Source organism: Qipengyuania gaetbuli, assembly GCF_020171365.1.
Classification (GTDB): Bacteria; Pseudomonadota; Alphaproteobacteria; order Sphingomonadales; family Sphingomonadaceae; genus Qipengyuania; species Qipengyuania gaetbuli_B.
Genome location: NZ_JAIUZO010000002.1, coordinates 1,745,787 through 1,769,398, shown reverse-complemented (window position 1 = coordinate 1,769,398; position 23,612 = coordinate 1,745,787). Strand labels below are relative to the sequence as shown.

At 60.8% G+C, this 23,612-nt stretch carries 15 protein-coding genes; 11 read left to right on the top strand and 4 right to left on the bottom strand.

What is annotated here, in order from left to right; all coding sequences use genetic code 11:
* Positions 1-75: 75 nt before the first annotated feature.
* Entirely contained in the window at positions 76-1,689 is a 1,614-nt protein-coding gene (locus LCL94_RS09345) for a TIR domain-containing protein (protein WP_224831967.1), read from the top strand.
* Between the two features lie 17 nt (positions 1,690-1,706).
* Here LCL94_RS09345 and LCL94_RS09340 read toward each other — a convergent pair whose 3' ends face one another.
* Entirely contained in the window at positions 1,707-2,171 is a 465-nt protein-coding gene (locus LCL94_RS09340) for a hypothetical protein (protein ID WP_224831966.1), read from the bottom strand.
* A 183-nt stretch (positions 2,172-2,354) separates the two neighbouring features.
* Between LCL94_RS09340 and LCL94_RS09335 the strand changes: the two genes are divergently transcribed.
* From LCL94_RS09335 to LCL94_RS09300, 8 genes are all read left to right on the top strand, one after another.
* The gene (locus LCL94_RS09335; RefSeq protein ID WP_224831965.1) at positions 2,355-3,788 is read left to right on the top strand and encodes a hypothetical protein; all 1,434 of its coding nucleotides are present in this window, start codon (positions 2,355-2,357) and stop codon (positions 3,786-3,788) included.
* A gap of 74 nt (positions 3,789-3,862) precedes the next feature.
* A complete protein-coding gene (locus LCL94_RS09330) occupies positions 3,863-4,246 on the top strand; it encodes a hypothetical protein (RefSeq protein ID WP_224831964.1) in 384 nt (127 codons plus the stop codon).
* A gap of 3 nt (positions 4,247-4,249) precedes the next feature.
* Entirely contained in the window at positions 4,250-4,699 is a 450-nt protein-coding gene (locus LCL94_RS09325; RefSeq protein ID WP_224831963.1) for a hypothetical protein, read from the top strand.
* 23 nt (positions 4,700-4,722) lie between these two features.
* On the top strand, positions 4,723-6,066 hold the full coding sequence (locus LCL94_RS09320; RefSeq protein WP_224831962.1) for a serine hydrolase domain-containing protein: 1,344 nt from the start codon (positions 4,723-4,725) through the stop codon (positions 6,064-6,066).
* A gap of 25 nt (positions 6,067-6,091) precedes the next feature.
* The gene (locus LCL94_RS09315; protein WP_224831961.1) at positions 6,092-7,432 is read left to right on the top strand and encodes a mechanosensitive ion channel family protein; all 1,341 of its coding nucleotides are present in this window, start codon (positions 6,092-6,094) and stop codon (positions 7,430-7,432) included.
* A gap of 168 nt (positions 7,433-7,600) precedes the next feature.
* A complete protein-coding gene (locus LCL94_RS09310; protein ID WP_224831960.1) occupies positions 7,601-8,800 on the top strand; it encodes an acyl-CoA dehydrogenase family protein in 1,200 nt (399 codons plus the stop codon).
* Positions 8,801-8,828: 28 nt separating this feature from the next.
* Positions 8,829-9,959, top strand: coding sequence for an acyl-CoA dehydrogenase family protein (locus LCL94_RS09305; protein WP_224831959.1), 1,131 nt, complete (start codon positions 8,829-8,831; stop codon positions 9,957-9,959).
* A 250-nt stretch (positions 9,960-10,209) separates the two neighbouring features.
* Positions 10,210-13,080, top strand: coding sequence for a M16 family metallopeptidase (locus LCL94_RS09300; RefSeq protein WP_224831958.1), 2,871 nt, complete (start codon positions 10,210-10,212; stop codon positions 13,078-13,080).
* Between the two features lie 575 nt (positions 13,081-13,655).
* Here the strand turns inward: LCL94_RS09300 and LCL94_RS09295 are convergent.
* A complete protein-coding gene (locus LCL94_RS09295) occupies positions 13,656-15,647 on the bottom strand; it encodes a TonB-dependent receptor (protein ID WP_224831957.1) in 1,992 nt (663 codons plus the stop codon).
* Positions 15,648-15,857: 210 nt separating this feature from the next.
* Positions 15,858-16,313 carry a hypothetical protein gene (locus LCL94_RS09290; RefSeq protein WP_224831956.1) on the bottom strand — a complete coding sequence of 152 codons (456 nt, stop codon included), beginning with the start codon at positions 16,311-16,313 and terminating at the stop codon, positions 15,858-15,860.
* 571 nt (positions 16,314-16,884) lie between these two features.
* Here LCL94_RS09290 and LCL94_RS09285 point away from each other — a divergent pair.
* Together LCL94_RS09285 and LCL94_RS09280 are read left to right on the top strand one after the other, a co-directional pair.
* Complete coding sequence (locus LCL94_RS09285; RefSeq protein WP_224831955.1) at positions 16,885-18,495, top strand: AAA family ATPase; 1,611 nt, start codon at positions 16,885-16,887, stop codon at positions 18,493-18,495.
* Between the two features lie 68 nt (positions 18,496-18,563).
* Positions 18,564-18,929 (top strand): carboxymuconolactone decarboxylase family protein, encoded by a 366-nt coding sequence (locus LCL94_RS09280; RefSeq protein WP_224831954.1) that lies wholly within the window; start codon positions 18,564-18,566, stop codon positions 18,927-18,929.
* A 799-nt stretch (positions 18,930-19,728) separates the two neighbouring features.
* Here the strand turns inward: LCL94_RS09280 and LCL94_RS09275 are convergent.
* A complete protein-coding gene (locus LCL94_RS09275; RefSeq protein WP_224831953.1) occupies positions 19,729-23,607 on the bottom strand; it encodes an autotransporter domain-containing protein in 3,879 nt (1,292 codons plus the stop codon).
* Positions 23,608-23,612: the final 5 nt, after the last annotated feature.

Below are 23,612 nucleotides of genomic sequence, written 5' to 3'. Positions count from 1 at the left end.
GCGGTTGACCGCCGTGTCCCGTGCGGGGAACAAAGGGCTTGGTCGAAACAGGGAGGCGTTATAGGTCGGCATTCCATGAGCGGGATCTTCATTTCCTATGCCCGGGCGGACGAGCGCAAGGCGCGCTTGCTGGCGGAGATGCTGCGCCTCCACGGCTACAAGGTCTGGCGCGACGACCAGCTTCCCGCACACCGTGCCTATGCCGAGGTGATCGAGGAACGCCTGCGCGATGCAGAAGCGGTCGTGGCCCTCTGGTCATCGGCAGCCGCGCGGTCGCAATGGGTGCGGGCGGAAGCCGATACGGCCCGGCAGGATGGCAAGCTGGTCCAGGTCACGCTCGACGGAGCGCAGCCGCCTCTCCCCTTCAACCAGATCCACTGCCTCGACATGAGCGGGTGGGACGGCAAGGAAAGCCCTGCCTGGCACCGCCTGCTGGCAACGATCGAGGAACTGGCCGAAGCCGGCGAGCCGGTGCCCAAGGCCTCACCCCGGCCTGCCATGGGCACCCAGAAGGCAACCATTCCGAGCATCGCCGTCCTGCCCTTCAAGGATCTTTCGCCGCAGGAAAGCGACGAGTATTTCGCCGACGGCATCGTCGAGGAAATCGCCACCGTCCTCTCGCGGTTCAATGTCCTTTTCGTTCTCGGAGCTTCGACCAGCAGGGTCTACCGCGACAGCACGTTGCCCCTGCCGGAAATAGCGCTCGAACTGGGGGTGCGCTACCTGCTCGTAGGCAGCGTGCGCAGGGCCAGCGGACGAGTTCGCATTGCAGTGTCGCTGATCGACGGCGAAGGCGGGGCGCAGGTCTGGGCCGGCCGTTTCGACGACGAGCTCGAAGATGTCTTCGAACTACAGGACCGCATCGCCAATTCGGTCGCCAGCGCGATCGACGCGACGATCGAGGCGCTCGAAACCCGCCGCGCGGTGGAGCGGCCGACCAGTTCCCCCGGCGCCTACGAGCTCTTCCTGCGGGCCAACGCCGCCACCATGAGCTGGGATCGCGAGGACATGGAAGTCGCGATCGAGGCCGCCGAGGAAGCGCTACGCCTCGACCCGAAATTCGCATGGGCCGCCGTCATTCTGGCGATGAGCCATGCGGTCTATTACAATTCGCAGTGGGACGAGAACGGCGAGGAGCACCGCGAAAAGGCGCATCGTTACCTCGACCTCGCCCTGCGCCTGCGGGGAGAGGACACCTATGTGCTGGCGCACGGCGCCGGGGTGCTCGTGGCGCTCGGCGAAGACCTGCCGACAGCGGAGCGCCTCATCGGCCGCGCGCTGGAGGTAAATCCCGGCTCGGCCCTCACCCGCCTCTACGCCGGATGGACTGCGCTTGCGGCCGGTCGACCGGAAGAAGGCATCGAGCATTTCGAGGAATCCCTGAGGCTCGATCCCCATTCCGCGCGGCGCTACGGCCTGCTTTCGGGCAAGGGCCTGTGCCTCGTCGGGCTGGGACGGCTGGACGAAGCGCATATGGTGCTATCGGAATCGCTGCATCTTGCTCCCGATCACAGTCCCGGCATTTTCGGCCTGACCTTGTGCCTTGCGGCGATGGGCAGGCCCGAGGAAGCGCAGACCATGGCCCGCAGGCTCGATCCGCCATCGGTGATCGAACGATCGCTGGCGGTCGTACAGAACCCGGAACAGCGCGCCTCGATGCAGGCGATGCTGGCGCAGGTGATGGAATAGCGAGCGCCCCGCCGCTTTCAGATAATTCGCAAGGCGTCGGCTTTTCCGTTTCTCGCAAGATCCAGCCCCTCGGCAATGCTGGAGATGTATTTGAGCGACAGTTCCGTCATCGGCCGAAGATCCTCCGACCCGCGCGATCCGATCTGCCAGTGCCCCTTGCTGTCGCGAGCAATCCAGTTCTTCTCTTCCATCTTCGCGATCTTGCGCCTGACGGTCTCGCGAGGAATCCCGGTGACCTGCGCGATCGAGAGCGTGTTCAAGGGCTTGCGGAAATCGATGTTCTTGCGCGCGAGCAGATCGGCATAGCTGAACGAGACGGGCAATCTGTCAGCCGGCAGCAGGGCCGCACCGACGACCGCCATGATGAGTGCGGCATCGAGATCGCCGCCGAATGCATCCCTCAACTCGGACAAGAGGGCGATCATGCCTTCGACATGGCGCGGCCAGAGGAGGGAAAAATGTTCTTCGGCGATATTGGGCAATTCCACCCCCATTAAAGCGCCCGACAGGAAAATTGCGTTTAGTGCCCATTTTGGGTAATTGGTAGCTGGTAAATCGCATCATTTGAGGCGCATAGGGCCAGTCGGGTCGCCATTCATTCCTTTCAGGGAGGTTGGCGTATGCATGCAGAAGGTGACAGTTCTACCGCTCGTGGGTTTCGCGCGATGCGCGTCAGACCCCTCGTGTTGCTGGCCGCCGCTGTTTCGCCACTCGCCTTCGGATCGCCCGCATTCGCGCAGGATGCCGAACCCGCCGCCGACCAAGGCCCGACCCAGATCAAGTATACGTTCGAAGGCGGCGTAAACGCCGTCGCCGAAGAAAATCTCTACTGGAACCTGGCGGACAAGTTCGCTCCCTCGGCCGGTTTCGATTCGGACACGCAATGGCTCGAATTCTATGTGAAGCCGGGCGTCGAGATCACCCATGACGCAAGCTCGGACATCCAGTTCTACGGCGGCTTTTCCATGGTCGCCTCGGCGACGCTCGGTACTGACGCCTTCGACCAGCAGAACACCAGCCGCGTAACCATCGAAGAGGCCTATGTCGGCTTCCGCACGGGCTCGGTCGAAACCGGCCAGTTCGACCTGTCGGCCGGTGCGCAGGAACTGAAGCTCGGCACGGGCATGCTGATTTCCAACGGTGCTTCCAACGGTTTCGAACGCGGTGCCGTCAAGCTTGGCCCGCGCAAGGCGTGGGAGCGCACCATCATCGGCCGCTTCCGCTACCAGGGCCTTACCGCGACCGGATTCTTCATCGACCCGAACGAGCTCGCATCGAACAACACCAAGACGCACAGCGTCGGCGGCGACATCCGCTACGATTTCGACAAGACCGATTTCGCCGGCGTCAGCTACGTCAACGTCCTGCAATCGGGCGCTCCGTATCCGCAGGCAGCGCCGGGCGGCAACGGTCCGCCCGCATTCCTCGACGGCGGGCGCGAGGGCCTCAACGCGCTGTCATTCTACGGCATGTTCCACCCGGCCAAGGGTGCGCTGCCCGGCTTCTATGTCGGCCTCGACGGTGCCTATGAATGGAACGACCGCGTCAGCCTCGACGCGTGGGGTGGACGCATCAAGATCGGTCATGCCTGGAACGACAAGCCGTGGCGCCCCGACCTGTTCTATTCCTACCAGACCTTCTCGGGCGACGATCCCGACACGCCCGAACTGGAGCGGTTCGACCCGCTCAACTACGAAGGCTCGCCCGCAAGCTGGGCCACGGGTTCGAAGGCGGCGCTCGTCTTCATCAACTCGAACGTGCAGTCGCACCAGCTGACGCTCAAGACCATGCCCAGCCCGCGTGACTTCCTGACGCTGAGGGCCGCGCACATCCGGGTGAACGAGCAGCGCAGCCCGATCCAGTTCGGCCAGGCAACCCGACTCGAGATCACCGACGATTTGGGCGCCGTGATTGCCGGCGTCACCGCCAACCATCTCGCGGACGATTTCTTCATCGAATACACCCGCGTACTGACGCCCAATGCCTTCCTGACCGGAGGGTTCAGCATCTCCATTCCCGGCAAGGGGATCGAGAATGCCTTCGGTGGTGATGCACCCGCGTGGACGGGTGGCTTTGTGAATCTCGTCGTCAATATGTGACCGGATCGGGCCGTCGGGCCCAATGAAGTCGCGCCTTACCCGGACAGCGGCTTTCGAATTGAGGAGAGACAGTGATGAAAAAGCTTCTTGGAAAATCTCTCGGCGCTGGCGCCCTTGCCATGGCCACCATGGGCCTGTCGCCTGCAGTAGCGCAGGACGATGCCGGCGAAACGCTCAGCCAGGAAGAGCAGGTCGATAACGGCCTCAAGAATTTCGGCTACATCGCCGGTCTCTCGCGCGGGTGCGTCGCCGAAAGCCAGCAGGTCGCTTTTGAGCGGGACGTGCTGGACATGAACGCCTCCATCGCCCGGCTGCTCGGTGTCGACCGCGCCTTCCTGTTCTCCTCCGCCTTCGGTTACGGCACCAGTGTTGCCGTCGAGACCGAGAACTGCGCCGAAGTCCTCAAGCAGTACGAACGGCGCGCGGCGAAATTCCGCGGCGCGGCACAGGAGGGCTGAGCCATGTACGCCAAAATATTGATGGCGCTCGGCACGGTAACCGTTCTCACGGCTATCCCGTCCGAAGTGCAGGCACAGAGCTGGGAAGTGCGCCGGGAAATCCGCGAAGCCAACCGCGAGGTCAATCGCGAGAGGCGGGAAGCGGACGAACGCATCAGGCGCTGCAAGGACCGCGAATGCGTCGAGCGCGAATACCGCAAGGCCAATCGCGAAGTCGCCCGCGAACGCCGCGAAGCACGGCGCGAAGTGAGCCGCGAAATCCGCGAGGATTATTACGACCGGTTCTACCGCGGCAACGGTCGCTGGTGGCGTGACGGACGCTACTGGAACCGCAACGATTACCTTCGCCGGTATTACAAGCGGACCGACAATGACGGTGCGGATGTCCTGACGGGCGTGCTCGTCGGAGCGGCCGTGATCGGCGTGATCGCTGCTGTCACGGATGACGATTGAGGCCTCGAACAGGGAGTAATTCCATGCGTTTCATTTCCAGACTCCCCGCGATGGGGCTTTCGCTTGCTGTCGCTGCAGGCCTTTCGGCATCGGCATCGGCCCAGCAGGGTCAGCCGCCCCTTTCGGCAGAGGAATCCGATCCGCGCGTACTCGGCTGGATGGTCGGTTCGCCGCCGCCTGCCGACAAGATCATCACCCAGCCCGATTCGGTCTATTTCAGCTTCCCTCGCCTGCGGTGGAGCGTTTGCCACCTGCGCGAATTCCTTCCGACGGAAGAAATCAGCCGAGGGCTCGGCGCGCCGGTTCCGCTGTCCTACCTGACGCCCGACGAACTTACGCAGTACGCGGAAGAGATCGACGCACTGACATTCACGCCGATGAATTCGGACGGGCAGATGACGTGGAAGGATTCGCTCGGCGCCAATTACACCGACGGCATGCTGATCATGCACAAGGGCCGGGTGGTGTACGAGAAATACTCGGGCTGCCTGACCGAAGATGGCAAGCACGCCGCCATGTCGATGACCAAGTCGCTGACCGGCCTTCTCGCCCAGATCCTCGTGACCGAGGGCACGCTCGATGAAACCAAGCGCGTCATCGACATCATTCCCGAAATCAAGGGTAGCGCTTTCGCCACGGCGACCGTGCGCGAGGTCATGGATATGACCACCGGCGTGAAATATTCGGAGAATTACGCCGATCCCAATGCCGATATCTGGGTCTATTCCCGCGCCGCCAGCCCGCTGCCCAAGCCCGAAGGCTACAAGGGCCCGAACGGCTATTGGGAATACCTCCAGCAGGTGCAGCCCGAAGGGCGCCACGGTGACGAGTTCCACTACAAGACGATCAATTCCGACATGCTCGGCTGGATCATCACCCGCGTGACCGGGAAGGAAGTGACCCAGCTCGCATCCGAACGGCTGTGGTCGAAGATGGGCGCGGAACAGGCCGCCTACCAGACGGTCGACGGCAAGGGCGTGCCCTTCGCCGGTGGCGGTCTCACCGCGAGCCTGAGGGACCTTGGCCGGCTCGGCCAGCTCATGCTCGACGAGGGGGTCATCAACGGCCGCAGGCTCTTCCCTGCAGAAGTAGCGCAGCGAATCCGGCAAGGCGGCGATCCGTCGAAATTCGCCGGCTTCCCGACCATTCCGAACGGCAGCTACACCAGCCAGTGGTGGGTCTTCCATAACGAGCACGGCGCCTATGCCGCCCGCGGTGTGCATGGCCAGACCATCTATGTCGATCCTACGGCAGAGATGGTGCTGGTGCGCTTCGCTTCCTTCCCGACAGCAGCGAACGGCAGGATCGATCCTACCTCGCTGCCCGCCTACCAGGCGGTGGCCGAATACCTGATGGCAAAGGATTGAGGCCGCCCGAGACGAGGAGGCCGGATTGGCTGTTTCAAGGATAATCGCGCTGTGCTTCGCGGCGTTCTGGACGCTTGCGTTCGCCCATGTGGCGAACGCCCAGGACGCCGCGGAGGAAACTGCAGCACCGGCTGTCGAAGAAACCGCAGCGGATGCAGGCGAGGAAGACCTCGTCTCCATGGTCACCCGGCCAGAGATATCCAATCCGGAACTGGCGCACCTGCTCGTACCGCTGACTGCGGATGAACTGCAGCAGGCCAGCGATACGTGGCTCGGCCTCGTCCGCGCAAAAACCGAGGAAATCGCCCGCGCCCAGGCCGACAGAGTCGGTGGCAAAGACCCTGCCGACGAGGCGAAGATCGCCAGGATCATCACTCTCGTCGAACAGCGCGCCAAGCTGCTCGAGAAGTTCACGCTGGTGGTCGATTCCCTCGAAAGGAAGGGCGGCGATCCGGATCAGGTCGCCCGCCTGAGGGCTTACCGGAACGGTATCCTGTTCGAAGAAACCTCGCAGGCCAGCGCCAAGGCCCTGTTCGGCTCGATGGTCGAGTGGCTCGGCAGGCCGGACGGCGGAATTGCCTTGCTGAAAAGGGTGCTGGTGGCTCTCCTTGCCCTCGGTGCCATCGTGCTGGCGGCACGGGTGGCGAAAGGTTTCGTCCGGCTCTGGATCGGGCGATTCACCAGTCTGTCGAAACTCCTGCAGGCCTTCATCGTCGGAGCATTCTTCTGGCTCTTCATACTGGCCGGCATCGTCATCGTCCTCGCTTCGATCGATGTCGACATCACGCCCGTCTTCGCGCTGATCGGGGGTGCGTCCTTCATCCTCGCCTTCGCCTTCCAGGATACGCTCGGCAATCTTGCGAGCGGGCTGATGATCATGATCAACCAGCCGTTCGACGAAGGCGATTACATCGAAGTCGGCGGCGTCGGCGGCACGGTCAGGAATGTCAGCATGGTGGGTACCACCGTGGCCACGCCGGACAATCGCATCGTCATCGTCCCCAACAAGAACGTCTGGGGCAATGTCATCGTGAATGCGACGGCCAGCGAGACGCGTCGCGTCGACCTGGTGTTCGGCGCTTCATACGGCGACCCCATCCAGGACGTGCTCGATGTCCTGCAGCAGCAGGTCGCTGCCCATCCCAAGGTCCTTGCCGATCCCGCTCCGGAAATCCGCCCGACCGAACTGGGCGCGAGCGCGGTGACGTTTGTCTGCAGGCCGTGGGTGGCGGCAGGGGACTACTGGGATGTCCACTGCGACCTGACGCGCAGCGTGAAAGAGGCGTTCGAGAAGCGCGGGCTGACCATGCCCTATCCGCAGCAGGACATTCACGTGAAGTCGCTGCCCTCGCCTGCAAGCGCCTGATCCGCACGAATCCGGTTCCCGGCGCCCGAAACCGGGAAGGAATCTTGCACCTTCCGTTGCGTAACGGTTGCGATTCGCTCGAACCTTCCATTACGTGAGTGACGGAAGCCGGCAGGAGCTGGCCCTGACAGGGCTAGCCGGACAGAACGGATATCGGAGCCTGAGCCAATGAATCTCGAATTCACCCCCGAGGAAAAAGCCTTCCGCGACGAAGTGCGCGCCTTCATCTCGCAGAACTATCCGGCCCATCTCGCCGATTTCGGCATGCGCGAGGACATGTCGCCCGAAGACATGGTCGCGTGGCACAAGATCCTCGGCGAAAAGGGCTGGTCCGTACCTGCCTGGCCGGTGGAATATGGCGGCACCGGCTGGACGCCGACCCAGCGCTATATCTGGTCGGAAGAGAACGCCCGCGTGAACGCGTTCATGCCGCTCCCGTTCGGCGTGGCGATGGTCGGCCCGGTCATCTACACCTTCGGCAATGAAGAGCAGAAGGCGAAGCACCTGCCCGGCATCCGCAGCGGCGACGTGTGGTGGTGCCAGGGCTATTCCGAACCGGGCGCCGGTTCGGACCTCGCTTCGCTTAAGACCACCGCGGTCCGCGACGGCGACCATTACGTCATCAACGGCCAGAAGACCTGGACCACCTTGGCGCAATATGCCGACTGGGGCTTTTTCCTGTGCCGGACCGATCCCGATGCCGACAAACCGCAGGAAGGCATCAGCTTCATCCTCGTCGACATGAAAACGCCCGGCGTCGAAGTGAAGCCGATCAAGCTCCTCGACGGCGGCTACGAGGTCAACGAAACCTGGCTCACCGACGTGCGCGTACCGGTCGAGAACCTCGTTGGTGAAGAGAACAAGGGCTGGACCTATGCCAAGTTCCTGCTCGCCCACGAACGCAGCGGGATTGCCGGTGTCGCCCGTTCGAAGCGCGGTGTCGAAAAGCTGCGCGAAATCGCCGCGAAAGAGACTCTCGACGGCCAGCCGCTGATCGAGGACTTCGATTTTGCGCGCAAGGTCAGCCAGCTGGAAATCGATCTCGCCGCGCTCGAGATCACCGAACTGCGCACGCTGGCCGGGGAACAGGCCGGCAAGGGACCGGGACCCGAAAGCTCGATCCTCAAGATCAAGGGCACCGAAATCCAGCAACGCCTGACCGAACTCACGCTCGAGGCGGTGGGCAGCTACGGCACGCCCTATTACGGCAGCATCGCCAACGACACCGGATCGAACGAATATCCGATCGGGCCGGAGTATGCGCACCACTCTGCCGCGACCTATTTCAACATGCGCAAGACCTCGATCTATGGCGGATCGAACGAGATCCAGCGCAACATCATCACGAAAATGATCCTCGGCCTGTAAGGCGCGGGGCACCAGCGGAGAGAGACCCGTGGATTTCAACTTCACCGAAGAACAGGACATGGTGCGCGACGGACTTTCGCGCATGGTCCGCGAACAATACGACTGGGAAAGCCGGCGCGCGGCCATCGCGAGCGATGCGGGCTGGCGGCCTGAAGTCTGGGCCCAGCTGGCCGAACTCGGCATCCTGGGGATGCCATTCAGCGAAGAAGTCGGCGGCTTCGGCGGCGGCGCAGTCGATGCGATGATCGTGATGGAAGAATTCGGCAAGGGCCTCGTGGTCGAACCCTTCGTTCCCACCGTGGTCTGCGCTGGCGGCTTCCTGAAGCATGCGGGCAGCGAGGCCCAGCGCGAGGAGCACCTCTCGGCCATCATCGATGGCAGCCGCGTTTTCGCCTTTGCCTATGCCGAACCGCGCGGGCGCTATGATTATGCCGACCTTGAAACCACCGCGAAGAAGGACGGGGACGGCTATGTGCTGAACGGCCACAAGGCCGTGGTCATCGGCGCTCCCTGGGCGAGCCACCTCGTCGTCACCGCCCGGACCGGTGGTGACCGCCGGGACCGCGAAGGCGTGAGCGTTTTCATCGTCGACAAGTCGGCCGACGGCATCGTGACGCGGGACTACGAGACCGTCGACGGACGCCGCGCATCGGAAGTCTACTTCGAAAACGTCTCGGTGCCCGGCGATGCGCTGATCGGCGACGAGGGCGCTGCCCTTCCCCTGATCGAGCAGGTGACAGACGAGGCGATCGCCGCGCAGTGCGCCGAAGCTTGCGGAGCGATGAAAGTCGCCCATGCCATGACCGTCGAATATTCACGCCAGCGCAAGCAGTTCGGCGTGCCGATCGGCAAGTTCCAGGTGCTCCAGCACCGCATGGTCGACATGTACACCGCCTACGAGCAGTCGGTTTCGCTGACCTATCTAGCGACGCTGAAGCTGGAAGCAGGCGAAAGGGAGCGCAAGCGCGCGGTGTCCGCCGCCAAGGTCGGTGTCGGGCAGGCCGCCCGTCTCGTCGGGCAGGAATCGATCCAGATCCACGGCGGCAACGGTGTGACCGACGAATATGCGATCGGCCATTACTTCAAGCGCCTGACGATCTTCGAATCGGAATTCGGCAACGTCGACCATCACCTGAAGCGGCACGTCTCGCTGGCCTGAACCCGCTGAAGGCGTTCAGCCCCGTTAAGCTTCTAATCCAGCCAACAGGGCCATCGGACCAATGTCCGGTGAGCCCCGATTGGCTGTGCGACCAATAAAGCGAGGCGAACCTTTGCCGCGCATGTGATGCTTTGCCTGCCTATTCTTTGTGCCCCGCGAATTCTTTCAGGCCGAGCGTTGGAAAAACCAATCCAGCGCCTCGCAAAACGCGATTCATTCGATTAGCCTTCTGACAACAGAAGGGATTTTCATGCGCAACAAACTCGTACTCGCCGCTTCCGCCATCGCTCTGGCGACCAGCCAGGCCAATGCACAGGAGAGCACGGGGGCATCGAACACATCGCAACAGGCCTCTCCTGCAGATGCCGCTGGCGAAGTGCGACTGGAGTATGAGAAGTTCGTTCTGGGCAACGGACTGGAAGTCATCCTCGCGGTGGACGATTCCGATCCGATCGTCTCGCTGATGACCGTGGCCCATGTCGGCTCCGCCCGCGAAAAGCCGGGTCGCACGGGCTTTGCGCATTTCTTCGAACACATGGCGTTCAACGATTCCGAGAACGTGCCGCAGGGCGCCAATCGCCGCGATATCCCGGCCTGGGGCGGCGATCGTAACGGCTACACCACCCGCGACCGCACCGTGTACTACGAGACCGTCCCGATCGACGCGTTCGACAAGCTGCTGTGGATCGATTCAGACCGCCTCGGCTTCATGATCAATACTGTCACCGAGGACGCGCTCGAGCGCGAGAAGCAGGTCGTCAAGAACGAGAAGCGCCAGCGGGTCGACAACGCGCCTTACGGCTATGTTGGGGAAGTTGTCGCCGGCGCGCTCTATCCGGCAGACCACCCCTACAACTGGACGGTCATTGGCTCCTTGCCGGACCTCCAGGCGGCAACGCTGGCCGACGTGCGCGAGTTCTACGACGCCTACTACGGGCCGAACAACGCGACGCTCGCCATTGTCGGCGATATCGACATTGCCGAGACCAAGGCCAAGGTCGAACGCTGGTTCGGCGAGATTGCCCGCGGGCCAGAGGTTCCCGATGCCACTCCCCGTCCGGTAGAGCTCGATGCTGATGCCCGCCTGATGTTCGAGGACAATTTCGCAAAGCTTCCCGAACTGCGTCTCGTCTACCCCACCCCGGCGCAATTCGACGGCGACGAAACGGCACTGAACGTGCTCGCCAACTATCTCGGCTCGAAAGCCTCTCCGCTCTACCGCCAGGTTGTCGAAGGCGGACTGGCCGCCAACGTATTCTCGTTCCACCGGGCAGAGGAACTGGCCGGGGAACTCGCGATCCTGGTTCGCGCCAATGCAGGCACCGACCTCGATGCCGTTCTGGCAGCGGTCGACGCCGGTCTTGCCGAAGTCGCAGACCAAGGCATTCCCGAAGGCGAGCTGCTGCGGATCCAGGCGGAATCCGAGACCGGCCTCTACAACCAGCTCTCCACCGTGCGCGGCAAGGCAGAGGCGCTGGCGATCGGCAACGAGTTTGCCGGAGATCCGGCCTATATCCTGAAGACCCTCGCCGACGTCCGGTCCCTCGACACGTCCGATGTCGGACATGCGTTTGCAGCGCACGTCGCCGGACAGCCCCGCGTCATCACCAGCTTCGTACCCAAGGGCGAAGCCGCACTCGCCGTCGACAAGAGCGAAGTCGCCAAGGTCTGGATCGAGGAAGTCGGTGAAGGCAGCGCCGACGAGGAAGTGAGCCAAGGTGAAGCGGCGGAATTCGTGAAGACGCCTTCCAAATATGACAGGTCCGAGCCGGCTTTCGGCGAATTGCCGTTGTCGAAGACAGTTCCGACCTGGAAAGCCGATCTTGCGCAGAACGTCTCGCTTATCGGCACGACCTTCGATGAAACCCCCGTGGCGTCCTTCATCATCACGTTCGAAGGCGGGACCCGGCTCGACACGGATGAAGGCCTCGGGACGACCGCCCTGCTCACCTCGCTGATGCAAGAAGGCTCCGCCACGCGCAGTGCTGCGGAAATCGAGCAGGCCCTCGGGCGCCTCGGTGCAGGCTATTCGGTAGGTGCGAACTCCGACGGGGTTTCCATCAGCGGCACGACGCTGGCCCGCAATCTGCCCGAGGTGGTCGAGGTGTTGTCGGAAATCATCGCGACACCGCGCTTTACCCCTGATGCCTTGTCGCGAGCGCGCGACAGGCAGTTGTCTGCCATTCGTAGCGCGCAGGCCAATCCGGCCGCGATCGCCGCACTTACTTTCGACGCCTTGCTGTACGGCGACCATCCCGAGGGGCGCCGCTCAATCGGAACGATCGAGACAGTCGAGGGGACTGGTCTGGAAGCCCTTCGGGACCGTCACGCAGCGCTCGGCGCAAATGGCGTCAGGATCCATGTTGCGGGAGACATCACCGCAGCTGCTGCCCGTGATGCCTTCTCCTCGCTTGCCAGTTCGCTCGCGCGTGAAGCAGCGCCAGTAGAATTGACGCTTCCCAGCGATACCGGCGTTGCAGGAAACGTCTATTTCATCGACGTGCCGGGATCCAAGCAGAGTGTCATCCGCGCCGGACGCCTGACGGTCGCGTCCGACAACCCCCAGCACGAACGGATCGAGTTCGCCAACCAGAAACTTGGCGGTTCCATCGGCGGCGATCTGGCGCAGATGCTGCGTATCGAGAAGGGCTACACCTACGGCGCCTACTCCGGTGTCAGTGGCGGCCGTGTCATCCAGCCGTGGGGCGTGCAGACCAGCGTGCGCGCCAATGCGACCGGCCCGTCGCTCGAGATCATCCGCGACATGGTGGCCGCGTATGGCCAGAACTTCGGCGAAGCGGAAGCCGACCTCACGCGCAACCAGATCATCAAGGACACAGCGCGATCGCAGGAAAGCCTGGGTGCCAAGCTCGGGCTCATTGCCGAGATGGCCAAATACGGCTTGTCGGACCGTCTGGTCGAAGAACGCCAGGAGCGGCTGCTCGCAATGTCCGTGGTAGATTTCCGCAAGACCGCGCAGAAATGGTTTAATCCGAAAGAAATGATCTGGGTCGTGGTCGGCGACGGGGAAACCCAGCGGTCGGCCGTGCAGGAATTCGCTGCCAGCCTGCCCGGCGAGTTCATCGAACTGGATACCGAGGGCAACCCAGTGGGAGAGTGAGTGCGGGGCCTACGCGCGAGTTCGACCGGTCGAGGCCCATAGGAGGCCTCACCGGATTCGCGGAAGGCATCGTGTAGAGGCTCCACACTGCGTTCGGGACCAATAGGGCAAAACCAGCCATCGGCCCCGACATCACGGTGCATCCGAATGTTCGCTACTAATTTGGAAAGTAATGGTGCCGCTTACGTGACTCGAACACGTGACCCCATCATTACGAAAACCTTGGATAAAATCCCAAAAAGCAATTTTTTATATGAGCTTACGCAGATAGCGGCGAAACCCGGACCAATCCACCCAAGCAATTCCCAAAGTACCTAGACAGCGATGCTCTAACTTAGGCGCGTGAAAATGCTTTGGCTTGATCGGTTGCGTTTAGGCGTCCCACTCCCACCCACTTGGGGCGCCGCAGCAGTCCATTTGATGGCTGCATTTGTTCGCGCGTGAGGCAGTCACTAACGACCAGATAGGGGTGGAAGGCGGTCCTTCGAGGAGTTGCGAACTGCTCATAAACTCCGAGGATGCGGCGGTAGGGCCGGCCCGCATAAACACAGACCGGCCCAACCTTCAGAAAGGCGTCAGAACCTCGCGCTGATACTTACCCAGCCTCCCTGGCCGGCACCGGGCAAGCGTTCGCCGGTTGGCACGTCAGAAATGCCAACCCTGCTGCGACCTGCGAGGTGCGGCTGGTATTCGGCATTGAACAAGTTCTCGACCCCGGCTTCGAGCGCAAGGAGCTCATTGACGGCGAGGCGTCCAAAGAGACCAAAGACGACGTAACCATCGCTCGGCTGTTCGTCGTTTGAGCGAGAGACATTGTCCTGGCTTGCCGCGGCGATCATTTCGGCGCCGAGGGAAAGGCGATCGCCCGTCCAAGCAGCGGCAAGACGAAGGTTTGCCGGCGCCACGCGATAAAGGTCATCGTCGATGTCGCGCCGCTTTCCGCGAACGAGGCTGGCGGTTCCGGACAATTCGATCCGGTCGACCGGCCGGATGACGAAATCGAGGTCCGCGCCATACAGTTCCGCATCCACGTTCGAAAAACGAAGCGGTGTGGTGTCCCCATTCATGGCCGCGATCATCTCGATCGGGCTGTCGATCACACCTACGGTATCATCGACGGGCGTGCCCTGGATGAATCCGTCGACCCCGCGATAGAATATCGTCGGGCGCAGGGTGACAGCGTCCGTTTCCCAATCGAAACCGATCTCCGCAATCCAAGCTGTTTCAGGATCGAGGGCGAGGTTCCCGACATAGATGTTACCGTCGGCCAGACCGAAGCTCGCTTCGGTGGGCAACCAGCCAAACCGCTCCAGCAGGCTGGGCACACGCTCCTTTCGGGCAAGTGTGACGCGAGGCGTGACATCTCCCGCCGGGATCCAGAAGCGTGCTACTGCATCGATGGTGGTCGTGGAATAATCGCGGTCGGAAGCCGCAAAAGCCGCCGCCAGACCACGCGGTCCCATCGGAACCGCCGATCCGAGAGCCGGGATGCCCGCAGTCTGATCGGTCCGATCGATGCGCGTGCCTAGCTCGAACTCGATTGCAGACAGCGCGCCGCGCCACTGTGCGAAAGCACCAACCCTTTCCGATTTTACGTCAGGCTGTGCATCGATGAAGAAGGCAGGATTCGCAGGGTTAGTAATGCGAACGAACTTGTCGGTCAGTTCCGCGTCGCCGCCGATAGCGAAATAAGATCCGTCGGACCCAAAGCGCAGTGCGACTTCGGCGGTATTCGTATCGGCCTCGGCGAATGTCGCCCGGGCCTGCATGGGCGGGGCGGCCGGTGCCCTCGTGGTCTGGTTGTCCATCAAGTGCCGGACCGCCACGTGGCCCAGTCGCATATCGAGGTGGACCCCATCGGCAACCTCGCCCCGGAAGCCTGCTTGGACGAAGTCGGTATTGAAATAGACGATATCGAGCGCGAAGGGCGGATTACCGGTCGGATCAGTTTCGCTCCTGCGATACTCGACGAATATCTCGCCGGGGCCAGATCGGAAGCCCGCATGGGCACCGTACAGGTTGCGTTCGAACGAGGTTCCTCCGGCGGTTCCACCGGGGAAATCGTAGTCGCTGCCCTGCTCGCGGCTGGCAATCAACCCGAAGCGCCATTGGTCGCTGGCGATACCGGCCAGACCGCCGACTGCATAGCTGTCGTCGACACTGCGGTACTGGGCCGAAAACCTGCCCTGCGCCGAGAAGCGCGCTTCATCAGTGAATTCGGCCTCGGCCAGTCGGGCGTTGACGGCTCCGGCCAGCGATGGGCCTTGCGATACAGGGGCAACGCCGCGAGCGACCTCGATCCGCTCGACGAGAACCGACGGCGCATAGTGAAGAGGCGGGTCCATCGCATTCGGTCCTCCCGAGGCAAAACGTTGGCCGTTCACTCGCCCGAGCACTCGCTCGCCGGCGAGCCCGCGATACGAAAGCTGCCCGGAAAGTGCGCCATTGCCGACCAGTGCTCCCCCGGCCGTTCTCGCTGCAATTGCAGCGGCATCGGCGGGCGTCGCGATCTGTTCGGGTTTTTCGACCCCGTCCTGCGAAATATCTCGCGATTGCGTGCCGGTCACGACGATCGTGTCGACGAGGATTGCCGTGTCGTTTTCAGGTGTCGACCGCTCTTGGGCAAGGGCTGGCTGTGCGGCAAGGGTCGTACAGGACGCCATCAGGAGCGTCCTGAGTAGGATTCTAGAGTTCATTGTATTCTCGCATCTGCATTGTGCACACGGGCGCAGGTCGACCCCAAAGGGCCGAAACGAGCGCCGAAACTGTCGAGGGGATCAGCCCTTCACAGGTGGAGCGCGCAAGGGCGGACGCAGATATCTTGGAAGCGAAACCGCCAGCGCAGGCAGCCTCGCTTCATCGAGGAATTCGACCGGGAATTCCGAACTTTCCGGTGCGACCGTGGCAGGCAGCAGGGCTGCCATCGACAGGGCGGAAAATGCGCAATCCGGATCTGGCTGCGAAGCATCGGGTGGTGTCCCGTCCCGCTCCGCCTGATCCGGCATGTGATGGCCCATCGAGGCATGATCGACCTGTTCGTGATGTCCAGGCTTCGCCGCGGTAAGTCGCGCAAGTTCGTTCGACGAAGGGCAGGGCACCACCGCGAACACATGGCTCGCGGACGGAACAATCATGTAGCCCGAAGGAATGATCACATTCAGGCTCAGGACGCAAAGAGCCATGCCCAGCAGGGCAGCACCCTTCTTGCGCAGAAAACTCAATGGATCGAACATGTCGCTGGCGCTTTAGCCGCCAATCGATGCGGTGTCATTTGCAACGACCGCAACAGGTATAGCCCTTCAGAGTAAGATACCATTGTCCACAAACGGGTCGCTCACTGACCTTCGGCCGCTAGCGCATCGCCCAATCAGTTAGATAGTTACTAAGCAGGTGGAATGCGGCCGTTCTCTTGGTCCCTTTGCCGAGACCAATCCCTAGCTTCATCCAGAGTTCGATTACAAAAAATAGGTACCGACGATTGACAGGCATCAAGGAATTGCCGCGCTCTTACTGATCGAAGGAAGAGCCAAGCAGGGTCCCAAGGGTAAGAAATGGATGAAGATAAAGGGCTGCAACTACCAGCGAACGTCTTAGGATTGCAGATCGATAAGAGTAGCATCAACGCAACGCCGGTTTGGTTTGATGAGTTCAATTCCGGGCTGAAACGGCGTGTGCATTTCGCTGTTACGGGAAACCTCCGAGACTTATTCCCTTTTGCGGCTCATGACCGAATGGACTTCCTTCGCTTCGAGGATGTGCTCTGGCGCATATGTCGAGACAGGGGCTTCGACGGGTTAATCATATATGACCCTGACGCGGGGGCTGCGATTGCATCCGCTATGTGATGAGGGTCTTGCAAATGTAATTGCTGAAGCAAGCGTCCCTCTGGGCGATACAATTGATACTCCGGAAGAATTCATACGGATACACAAGGCGATCACAACCACCTCCACGCCGCGCCTGCTATTTCTCGTCGACTATGCTTCGCACCTCTATCAGGCATACCCCTATGGTCTCTCTGAAATTCTCATCGAAGCACATCATTCCTCGCAGCAGACTCTGAGTCCGACAGGTTATTACGTAAGTCCAACTATTTGGCTCATAGATAGACCCGGCGACTTGCCGGCTTGGTTTACCAAGAGCAATGATGGCTTACGCGAGGTCTTCGTCGAGCTTCCAAACCTTGAGGATAGGCACGCCTTCGCCAAAACACTCCTGCCGATGTTTTGCGACCACGATGCTCTAGATGCTGGCGAAATATCGGCCTTCCTTGAGCAGTTTGCGCTCGAAGCTGACAGCTTGACCCTCGTAGGTATGCGCAAGGTTGCCGAATTGGCTCAGGCTGAGAAGATCGCAACGAAGGACATTGCTGATGCGATCCGCATGGATCGTCTCGGAACGCGTCGCAACCCGTGGAAATCGGAGATCATGCGTGCCCGAGTGGCAAGAGCGGGAGAGATTTTGTCTAAGCGCGTAAAGGGACAGAAGCGTGCGATAGAGAAATCCTTGGACATCCTCATCCGCTCGATCGTCGGCTTGTCAGGTTCGCAGACCAGTTCACGCCACAGTCGCCCTCGTGGCGTGCTCTTTCTTGCCGGGCCAACTGGTGTCGGCAAGACTGAGCTTGCGAAGGCAATTACCGAGCTCCTTTTCGGGGAAGACACAGCGTGTCACCGCTTCGACATGTCCGAGTTCATGGAAGAGAACTCGATCAGCCGGATGCTCGGCGCGCCACCAGGCCACCCCGGGCACGAACACGGTGGCCAATTGGTCAATGCGATGCACAAAAAGCCTTTCAGCGTCGTGTTGTTCGACGAGGTTGAAAAGGCGCACCCGCGCATTCTCGATATGTTCCTCCAGATACTCGACGAGGGACGCCTAACTGACTCGCGTGGATCGACTGCATACTTCTCCGAAGCACTGATCATCTTTACGTCGAATATCGGAATGATCGGCAAAGACCACACGCAGAATCTCGGTATGAATATTCTGCCTGGCGACAGCTATGCCGAGCTTGAGGAGAAGCTGATTGAGGCCATCCGCAACCATTTCCGCATTGAGCTGCACCGACCGGAACTTTATAACCGCCTCGGCCAAAACGTCGTTGCCTTCGAATTCATCAACGGAACCGTAGCCTACGAAATATTCCTCGCAATCATTGGGAGGGTGAAGGAAGCTGTTCGTGCAGAGCATGCCGTTGAAGTGATAATCGAGGAGGTGGCGCTGGGCCAGATACGCGATCTTTGCCTCATCGATTGGTTTGAAGGTGGACGTGGCATTGCCAACCGCATCGAGACCCACTTCATCAACCCGCTTTCGCGCGAGATCTTCCGTCTTCAGCCCAAGCGCAATCTCACAATCCTTTCAGCGCAGGATATCAACGGTCGCACGGTGCTCAACTGTACGGAAACTTGAACGACTACTAATCGCCAAGAGTTCAATCGGAACCAGATAGAATCCCATTGACGAAGGATAAGATGTTCATGTCACATACTGAGTTTAAAGACTGGCCTGGCATGGCTGCAGGCCTCATCCCCGCCATTAAGGAACTGCATCGCGGTTCTCCGGGCGTGATGAAAGCGTTCCGCGAAATGGGGGCCGCTGCACATGAAAGTGCTGTGCTCGATGCCAAGACCAAGGAACTGCTCGCAGTGGCCATATCTGTCGCAGTGCGGTGCGATCCTTGCATCACTTATCACGTCGAGGGTGCGCGCAAAAAGGGAGCGACGCGAGAGGAAATCGCAGAGACGATAGGCCTTGCGATATATATGGGTGCCGGCCCGAGCGCGATGTACGCTGCGCAAGCCCTCGAAGCGTATGATCAATATGCGGATCAGGCTGCAGAATGACAGAGTGATTGGGACGTTGAGTAGACTTCTAGGTTCATACAGAAGAAAAAGGGCAACCTCTGTTTTTCGATGTCGGAACCTACGTTTCTGCTCATCGTCATGGATCGGCACGATGGCTGGTGCGCGATCATATGTCCGTCGGCGGCGCGCAGGAGATCATACAGGGGAAGCTGGGATCGAGGAATGGCTGTGAGCTTTACAGCGTTCTTTCCCAACTGGCAGGCTCACATTTCGGAAATGCGAAACAATAGCGTGAAACTCGCTGGTTAGATCCGTGCTCCTTCGCTACACATCGTCACTTCGCATCGCTCTTCCCGAGCGGACCGTCTGCCTGACTTCGTGGGGCGCGAACTCTTAGCGCTCCAGAGATCCGGAATTGCGGGCGAGCTGGGAAGGCTTCGGTGAATTCCCAAGCGATGAGCGTCCCAAATAGGACCCAAAAGCACACCCAGCCGGACTGGCTTTTCGGTGCAAGTTGCGAGTGATGCTTCTGAATGTGGTGGTGCCGCTTACGTGACTCGAACACGTGACCCCATCATTACGAATTTGGCGGAACACTTTCGGATAAATCCTTCTGTTCATAGGCTTGGATGTCCGCCAGTGCTTCAAACATGACCTACCCCAAAGGCGACCCAAGATGTGTTCACGTCATTGAATTTTCGTTGCCTATTTAAAGCGCTTTGCTCCAAGGTGGGTCTGCAAAGTGACCGCCGCTATACCCACTTCAGAAGCTGGTTTGAGGCCTCCAAGGGCGGCAACGCAGCAACAGATTGGAAATTGATCTGGTCCTCCTGCAAAATCAAAGCTGGAAGGAAACCGCGGCGGACAGTGCATGGCTGTCGCTGCCATTCGCGATCAGCCCACGGTAGTGCACGCCTATCTCTGCCGAGCCCGAGACGCCGAAGATGGCCGACAGGTCGAGTACTCCCGCGTCTCGCGAACCTTGTGCGCCCACAATTTCGAAAATTGGTCCGCTGTCGAAAGCCAGACCGGCTGAGCTTCGGTAGCCGCTGAACACGTGTTGCCAACCGATTGTGCCCTCGAAACGGAGGAACTCTTCGGGCGAGGTGGCGAAATTTACGCCCGTTATGCTTTCGGCAGAAGTTACCTTTCTGCTGGCGCCTGAAAGTGCTGCAACGCCGCCCGTTTCTTCGAACCTGTCCATGTCGAGGCGCGCAAATGCGAAGCGCGCAAAGGGTTCAATACTGGCACCGGCTGCACGCAGCTCGTGACCTACCTCCACGAAAGCGTGGATCGTCTTGCCATCATATCCCGCCGTAAGCTGTTCATCGAAGTCGCGGAAGGACGGTTGTCGCGATGTATTGACCGTGCTGTGCGTGTATCCCGCGCCGGCTCGCATTCGTGTATCGCCCGCGCCCAGGCCGACGTAGCCTGTCAGATGAAATGAATGCAGGTCGGCACTCGACAGGCGCTCGTCCAGCTTCACCTTGCTATCGGTATATGCAGTCGCGATCCCGACCACGAAACCATTTGTCAGCGCCAATTGCGCTCCGCCCACGACACCAACCAAATCCTTGTCGACCGACGCCGTGTCCTTAGCTTTGTCGAAGCTGCTCCAACTGCCGATCATCTCTGCCCAGACCGATGCCGCATTATCGCTGTGGATTGCATGTTCAAGAACGGTCTGGCGTATCAGCCTGACGTCATCGGCCAAGGCCGTTTGCACGCTCGCATGGACTTCTCCGGAGAGGAGGTCGAAAGCCATTCGCGCGTCATCTTCACCCAGGAGAAGGATCGATTCCGCAACAGGGTTTCCAAAACCCAGATCTTCCACGGCACCTGCGACCTGCTGCTGGTTGTAGGTCTGAGCAATGTCGGTGAAGGCGATCTCGTTACGGCGTAGTGTCAAGGTGACTGCATTCGGCAGATATTCGAGCACAGGGAAGAGGAAGGCGAAATCCGAAGTCGCCCCGTCGAACTGCCCGGTGACGCCGCCCGTGGCAGTAAGGATCGTGTAGGCGGTCGACGGATTGAAATCGCCATCGGGGCCGACATGAGCGACTGTGCCCCCCTGGAGTGTCGCCGAGCCCGTCACTGAAATCAGGTCGCTTGAGGTCCCGCTTGGATCGACCTCCACCTCGAAAACCGAGCCTGCGGCAAAGGTGAGGTTCCCGGTGACATTGAGCGTACCGATGGAATTGCCTGGCGCGACCACCCCACCCGATCCGATGGAAAGCGTGCCAGTGGTCCCGGTGCCCATCAATCTGCCGCTGCCTGACACACTCATGGTTCCGCCGATTGCGCCAGCCATGTCGAGTGTCCCGCCGACAAGTTCGACTGCTCCGCCGAAACCGGAACTGTCGGCCAGAAATCGGGTGTATCCGGCGAGGTGGCGGACCAGCCCTTCACCCGACAACGCGGGCTGGAAGATGTAATCGGTAGCCGTATGGTTGAGTACGAGCGTTCCGGTACCCGCGCCAAAGGCCAGCGTCGGAACTTCGAGCACACCGGGGCCAACAGCCAATTCGCCTACGGCTCCACCAACGCTTACCGTACCGTTAGCCCCTGCCAACTCCGCCAGGACCAAGGACGACGCAGTTAAGGTCCCCCCATTGCTGAGGGTTAGTGTTCCCGTCCCAGCGGCGCCTATGAAAAGCTCGTCCGAGACTGTCCATTGCGATGCCGCTCCATCGACCGAGAGAGATCCTACGCCGCCAACAGAGTTCCCTATGACCGTATACCCGGTGGCGAGATTGCCGCCATTGATCACAGTCAGATCGGCTGTGCCCCGATTGCCAAGAACGAATCCAACCTCATTCGTCCAGGTCGAGCCGGCGCCGTCAACCGTGATCGAGGCCGTAGATCCGTTTTCGTTGGCAACGTAGGCGGCATCGTTTCTTACGGTGCCCCCGTTGGTGATCGCCAAGGAAGCATCCCCACGTTGCGCAACGAAGACGTTGTCACCGATGTTCCATGCCGATCCGGAACCGTCGACAGTTACCAACCCATCAGACCCGCTTTCCCAGCCGACGTAGCCGAACAGGCTGTTGACTGTTCCGCCATCAGCAATTGCGAGGCTGCCTTCCCCTTCAAAGCCGATGTAAAGCGGATCTGCGATCGTCAGGTTCGATCCGGAACCATCGACCCTCACTTCGCCTAGCGCTTCGGATCCCGCTCCGATCACGCCTGCGGCTGCCGTCACGCTCCCGCCCCTTGTGATTGCAAGCGTAGCGGCCTCGAAGTCGCCGACGAATAGAACACCGCCACTTTCCAGCAAGGAACCTGCGCCATCGACGCTGACCTCGCCTAGCGCATCCGATCCGATGACGGTGTCAAACCCGTTGCTGACGCGGCCGCCGTTGGTGATCGACAGATTGCCGTCGCCCCGCCACCCGACAAAGAGGTTGGCCCTGTTCGTCCATGATGACCCCACGCCATCGACCGAGACAGAACCGTCCGAACCGACGCCGGCACCGAGGTACCCAAAGAGGTCCGAGACCGTGCCGCCATCGGAGATCGTCAGACCCCCCGATCCTCTTGCCCCGACGTAGAGATAACCTGCGTCGTCGACGGAATTGAGATCACCATTGAGGTAAACTTCGCTTCCGTCGCGCACTACCAAGGTCGCTTCGTCGCCGGGGTCGGCCGCGATGACGATCTCGTAAGTTCCATAAATGGCTCCACCATCGCCTACCACCAGGGTCCCGCCATGCAGCGTCGTCGATCCGGAATAGTCGCTCTGACCGGCGAAGATCGTTTGACCAGCATAATGGTCGAGCGCACCCGCGCCTGTGACCGAAGGAGCAAAAACGTAACCCGTGTCGGTGTGATTGAAGACTAGCCTTCCATTCCCTTGGCCAAACGCCACAACGGGGGCTTCGATCAATCCCGCACCGGTAGCGGCAACACCGGCTGCTGCGCCGATGTTGACGGTTCCGACCGAACCGGCCTGCTGGGCAACAACTACAGAGCCAGCCGAGACCCGTCCGCCGTTCGCGAGGGTCAGACCTCCCGTGCCAACCCTGCCGACGATGACTTCACCGGTATTTTCCCACGCCGAACCGGCTCCATCGATCACGACATCGCCATCGGAATCGGCCCCATATCCGATGATCCCAATCGTGCTACTAGCAAAGCCACCATTGGTTATTGCCATCGTACCTGAGTTGAAGACGCCCACATAAAGGTTCTGGCTATTCGTCCAGGACGAACCAGCCCCGTCGATCGTGACGGAGCCGAATCCATTCGAGACGCGCGCGACGTAGCCATTCCTGCTGCTGACTGTTGCTCCGTCTGAAATCGTCAGGCTTCCGTTGCCGTTGTAGCCGATCGCCAGGTCACCGCTGTTCGCCCAAGCCGAACCCTCTCCATCGACGGTGACCGTGCCAACCGCGTCTCGCCCGCTGCCGACGAACGCGAAGTTGTTGCTGACTTCTCCTCCACCGGTGATGGTCAGGTTCCCCGCACCAGCGTTGCCGACAGTGAGGGTTCCGGTAATGGCCAAGTTCGAGTTTGCCCCATCTACGGTGACTGTTCCTTCCGAACCTGCGTTGCCTCCCATCTGGACTTCCAGACTGCTGACCGCCCCACCGTCAGTAATCACGAGACTGCCTGTGCCGGTGTTGCCTACAACCAGGCCATCGCCGATGTTCCACGGGCTCGCTTGCGTTCCGGTTCCGTCGCCTCTGACAGTCTCGGTATCGTCATTGTCGATCACCACCT

Excerpts from the sequence above, each read along its gene's own strand:
- LCL94_RS09345 (WP_224831967.1), top strand. The coding sequence starts at position 76 with ATGAGCGGGATCTTCATTTCCTATGCCCGGGCGGACGAGCGCAAGGCG.
- LCL94_RS09335 (WP_224831965.1), top strand. The coding sequence starts at position 2,355 with ATGCGCGTCAGACCCCTCGTGTTGCTGGCCGCCGCTGTTTCGCCACTC.
- LCL94_RS09330 (WP_224831964.1), top strand. The coding sequence starts at position 3,863 with ATGAAAAAGCTTCTTGGAAAATCTCTCGGCGCTGGCGCCCTTGCCATG.
- LCL94_RS09325 (WP_224831963.1), top strand. The coding sequence starts at position 4,250 with ATGTACGCCAAAATATTGATGGCGCTCGGCACGGTAACCGTTCTCACG.
- LCL94_RS09320 (WP_224831962.1), top strand. The coding sequence starts at position 4,723 with ATGCGTTTCATTTCCAGACTCCCCGCGATGGGGCTTTCGCTTGCTGTC.
- LCL94_RS09310 (WP_224831960.1), top strand. The coding sequence starts at position 7,601 with ATGAATCTCGAATTCACCCCCGAGGAAAAAGCCTTCCGCGACGAAGTG.
- LCL94_RS09300 (WP_224831958.1), top strand. The coding sequence starts at position 10,210 with ATGCGCAACAAACTCGTACTCGCCGCTTCCGCCATCGCTCTGGCGACC.
- LCL94_RS09290 (WP_224831956.1), bottom strand. The coding sequence starts at position 16,313 with ATGTTCGATCCATTGAGTTTTCTGCGCAAGAAGGGTGCTGCCCTGCTG.
- LCL94_RS09285 (WP_224831955.1), top strand. The coding sequence starts at position 16,885 with ATGACCCTGACGCGGGGGCTGCGATTGCATCCGCTATGTGATGAGGGT.
- LCL94_RS09280 (WP_224831954.1), top strand. The coding sequence starts at position 18,564 with ATGTCACATACTGAGTTTAAAGACTGGCCTGGCATGGCTGCAGGCCTC.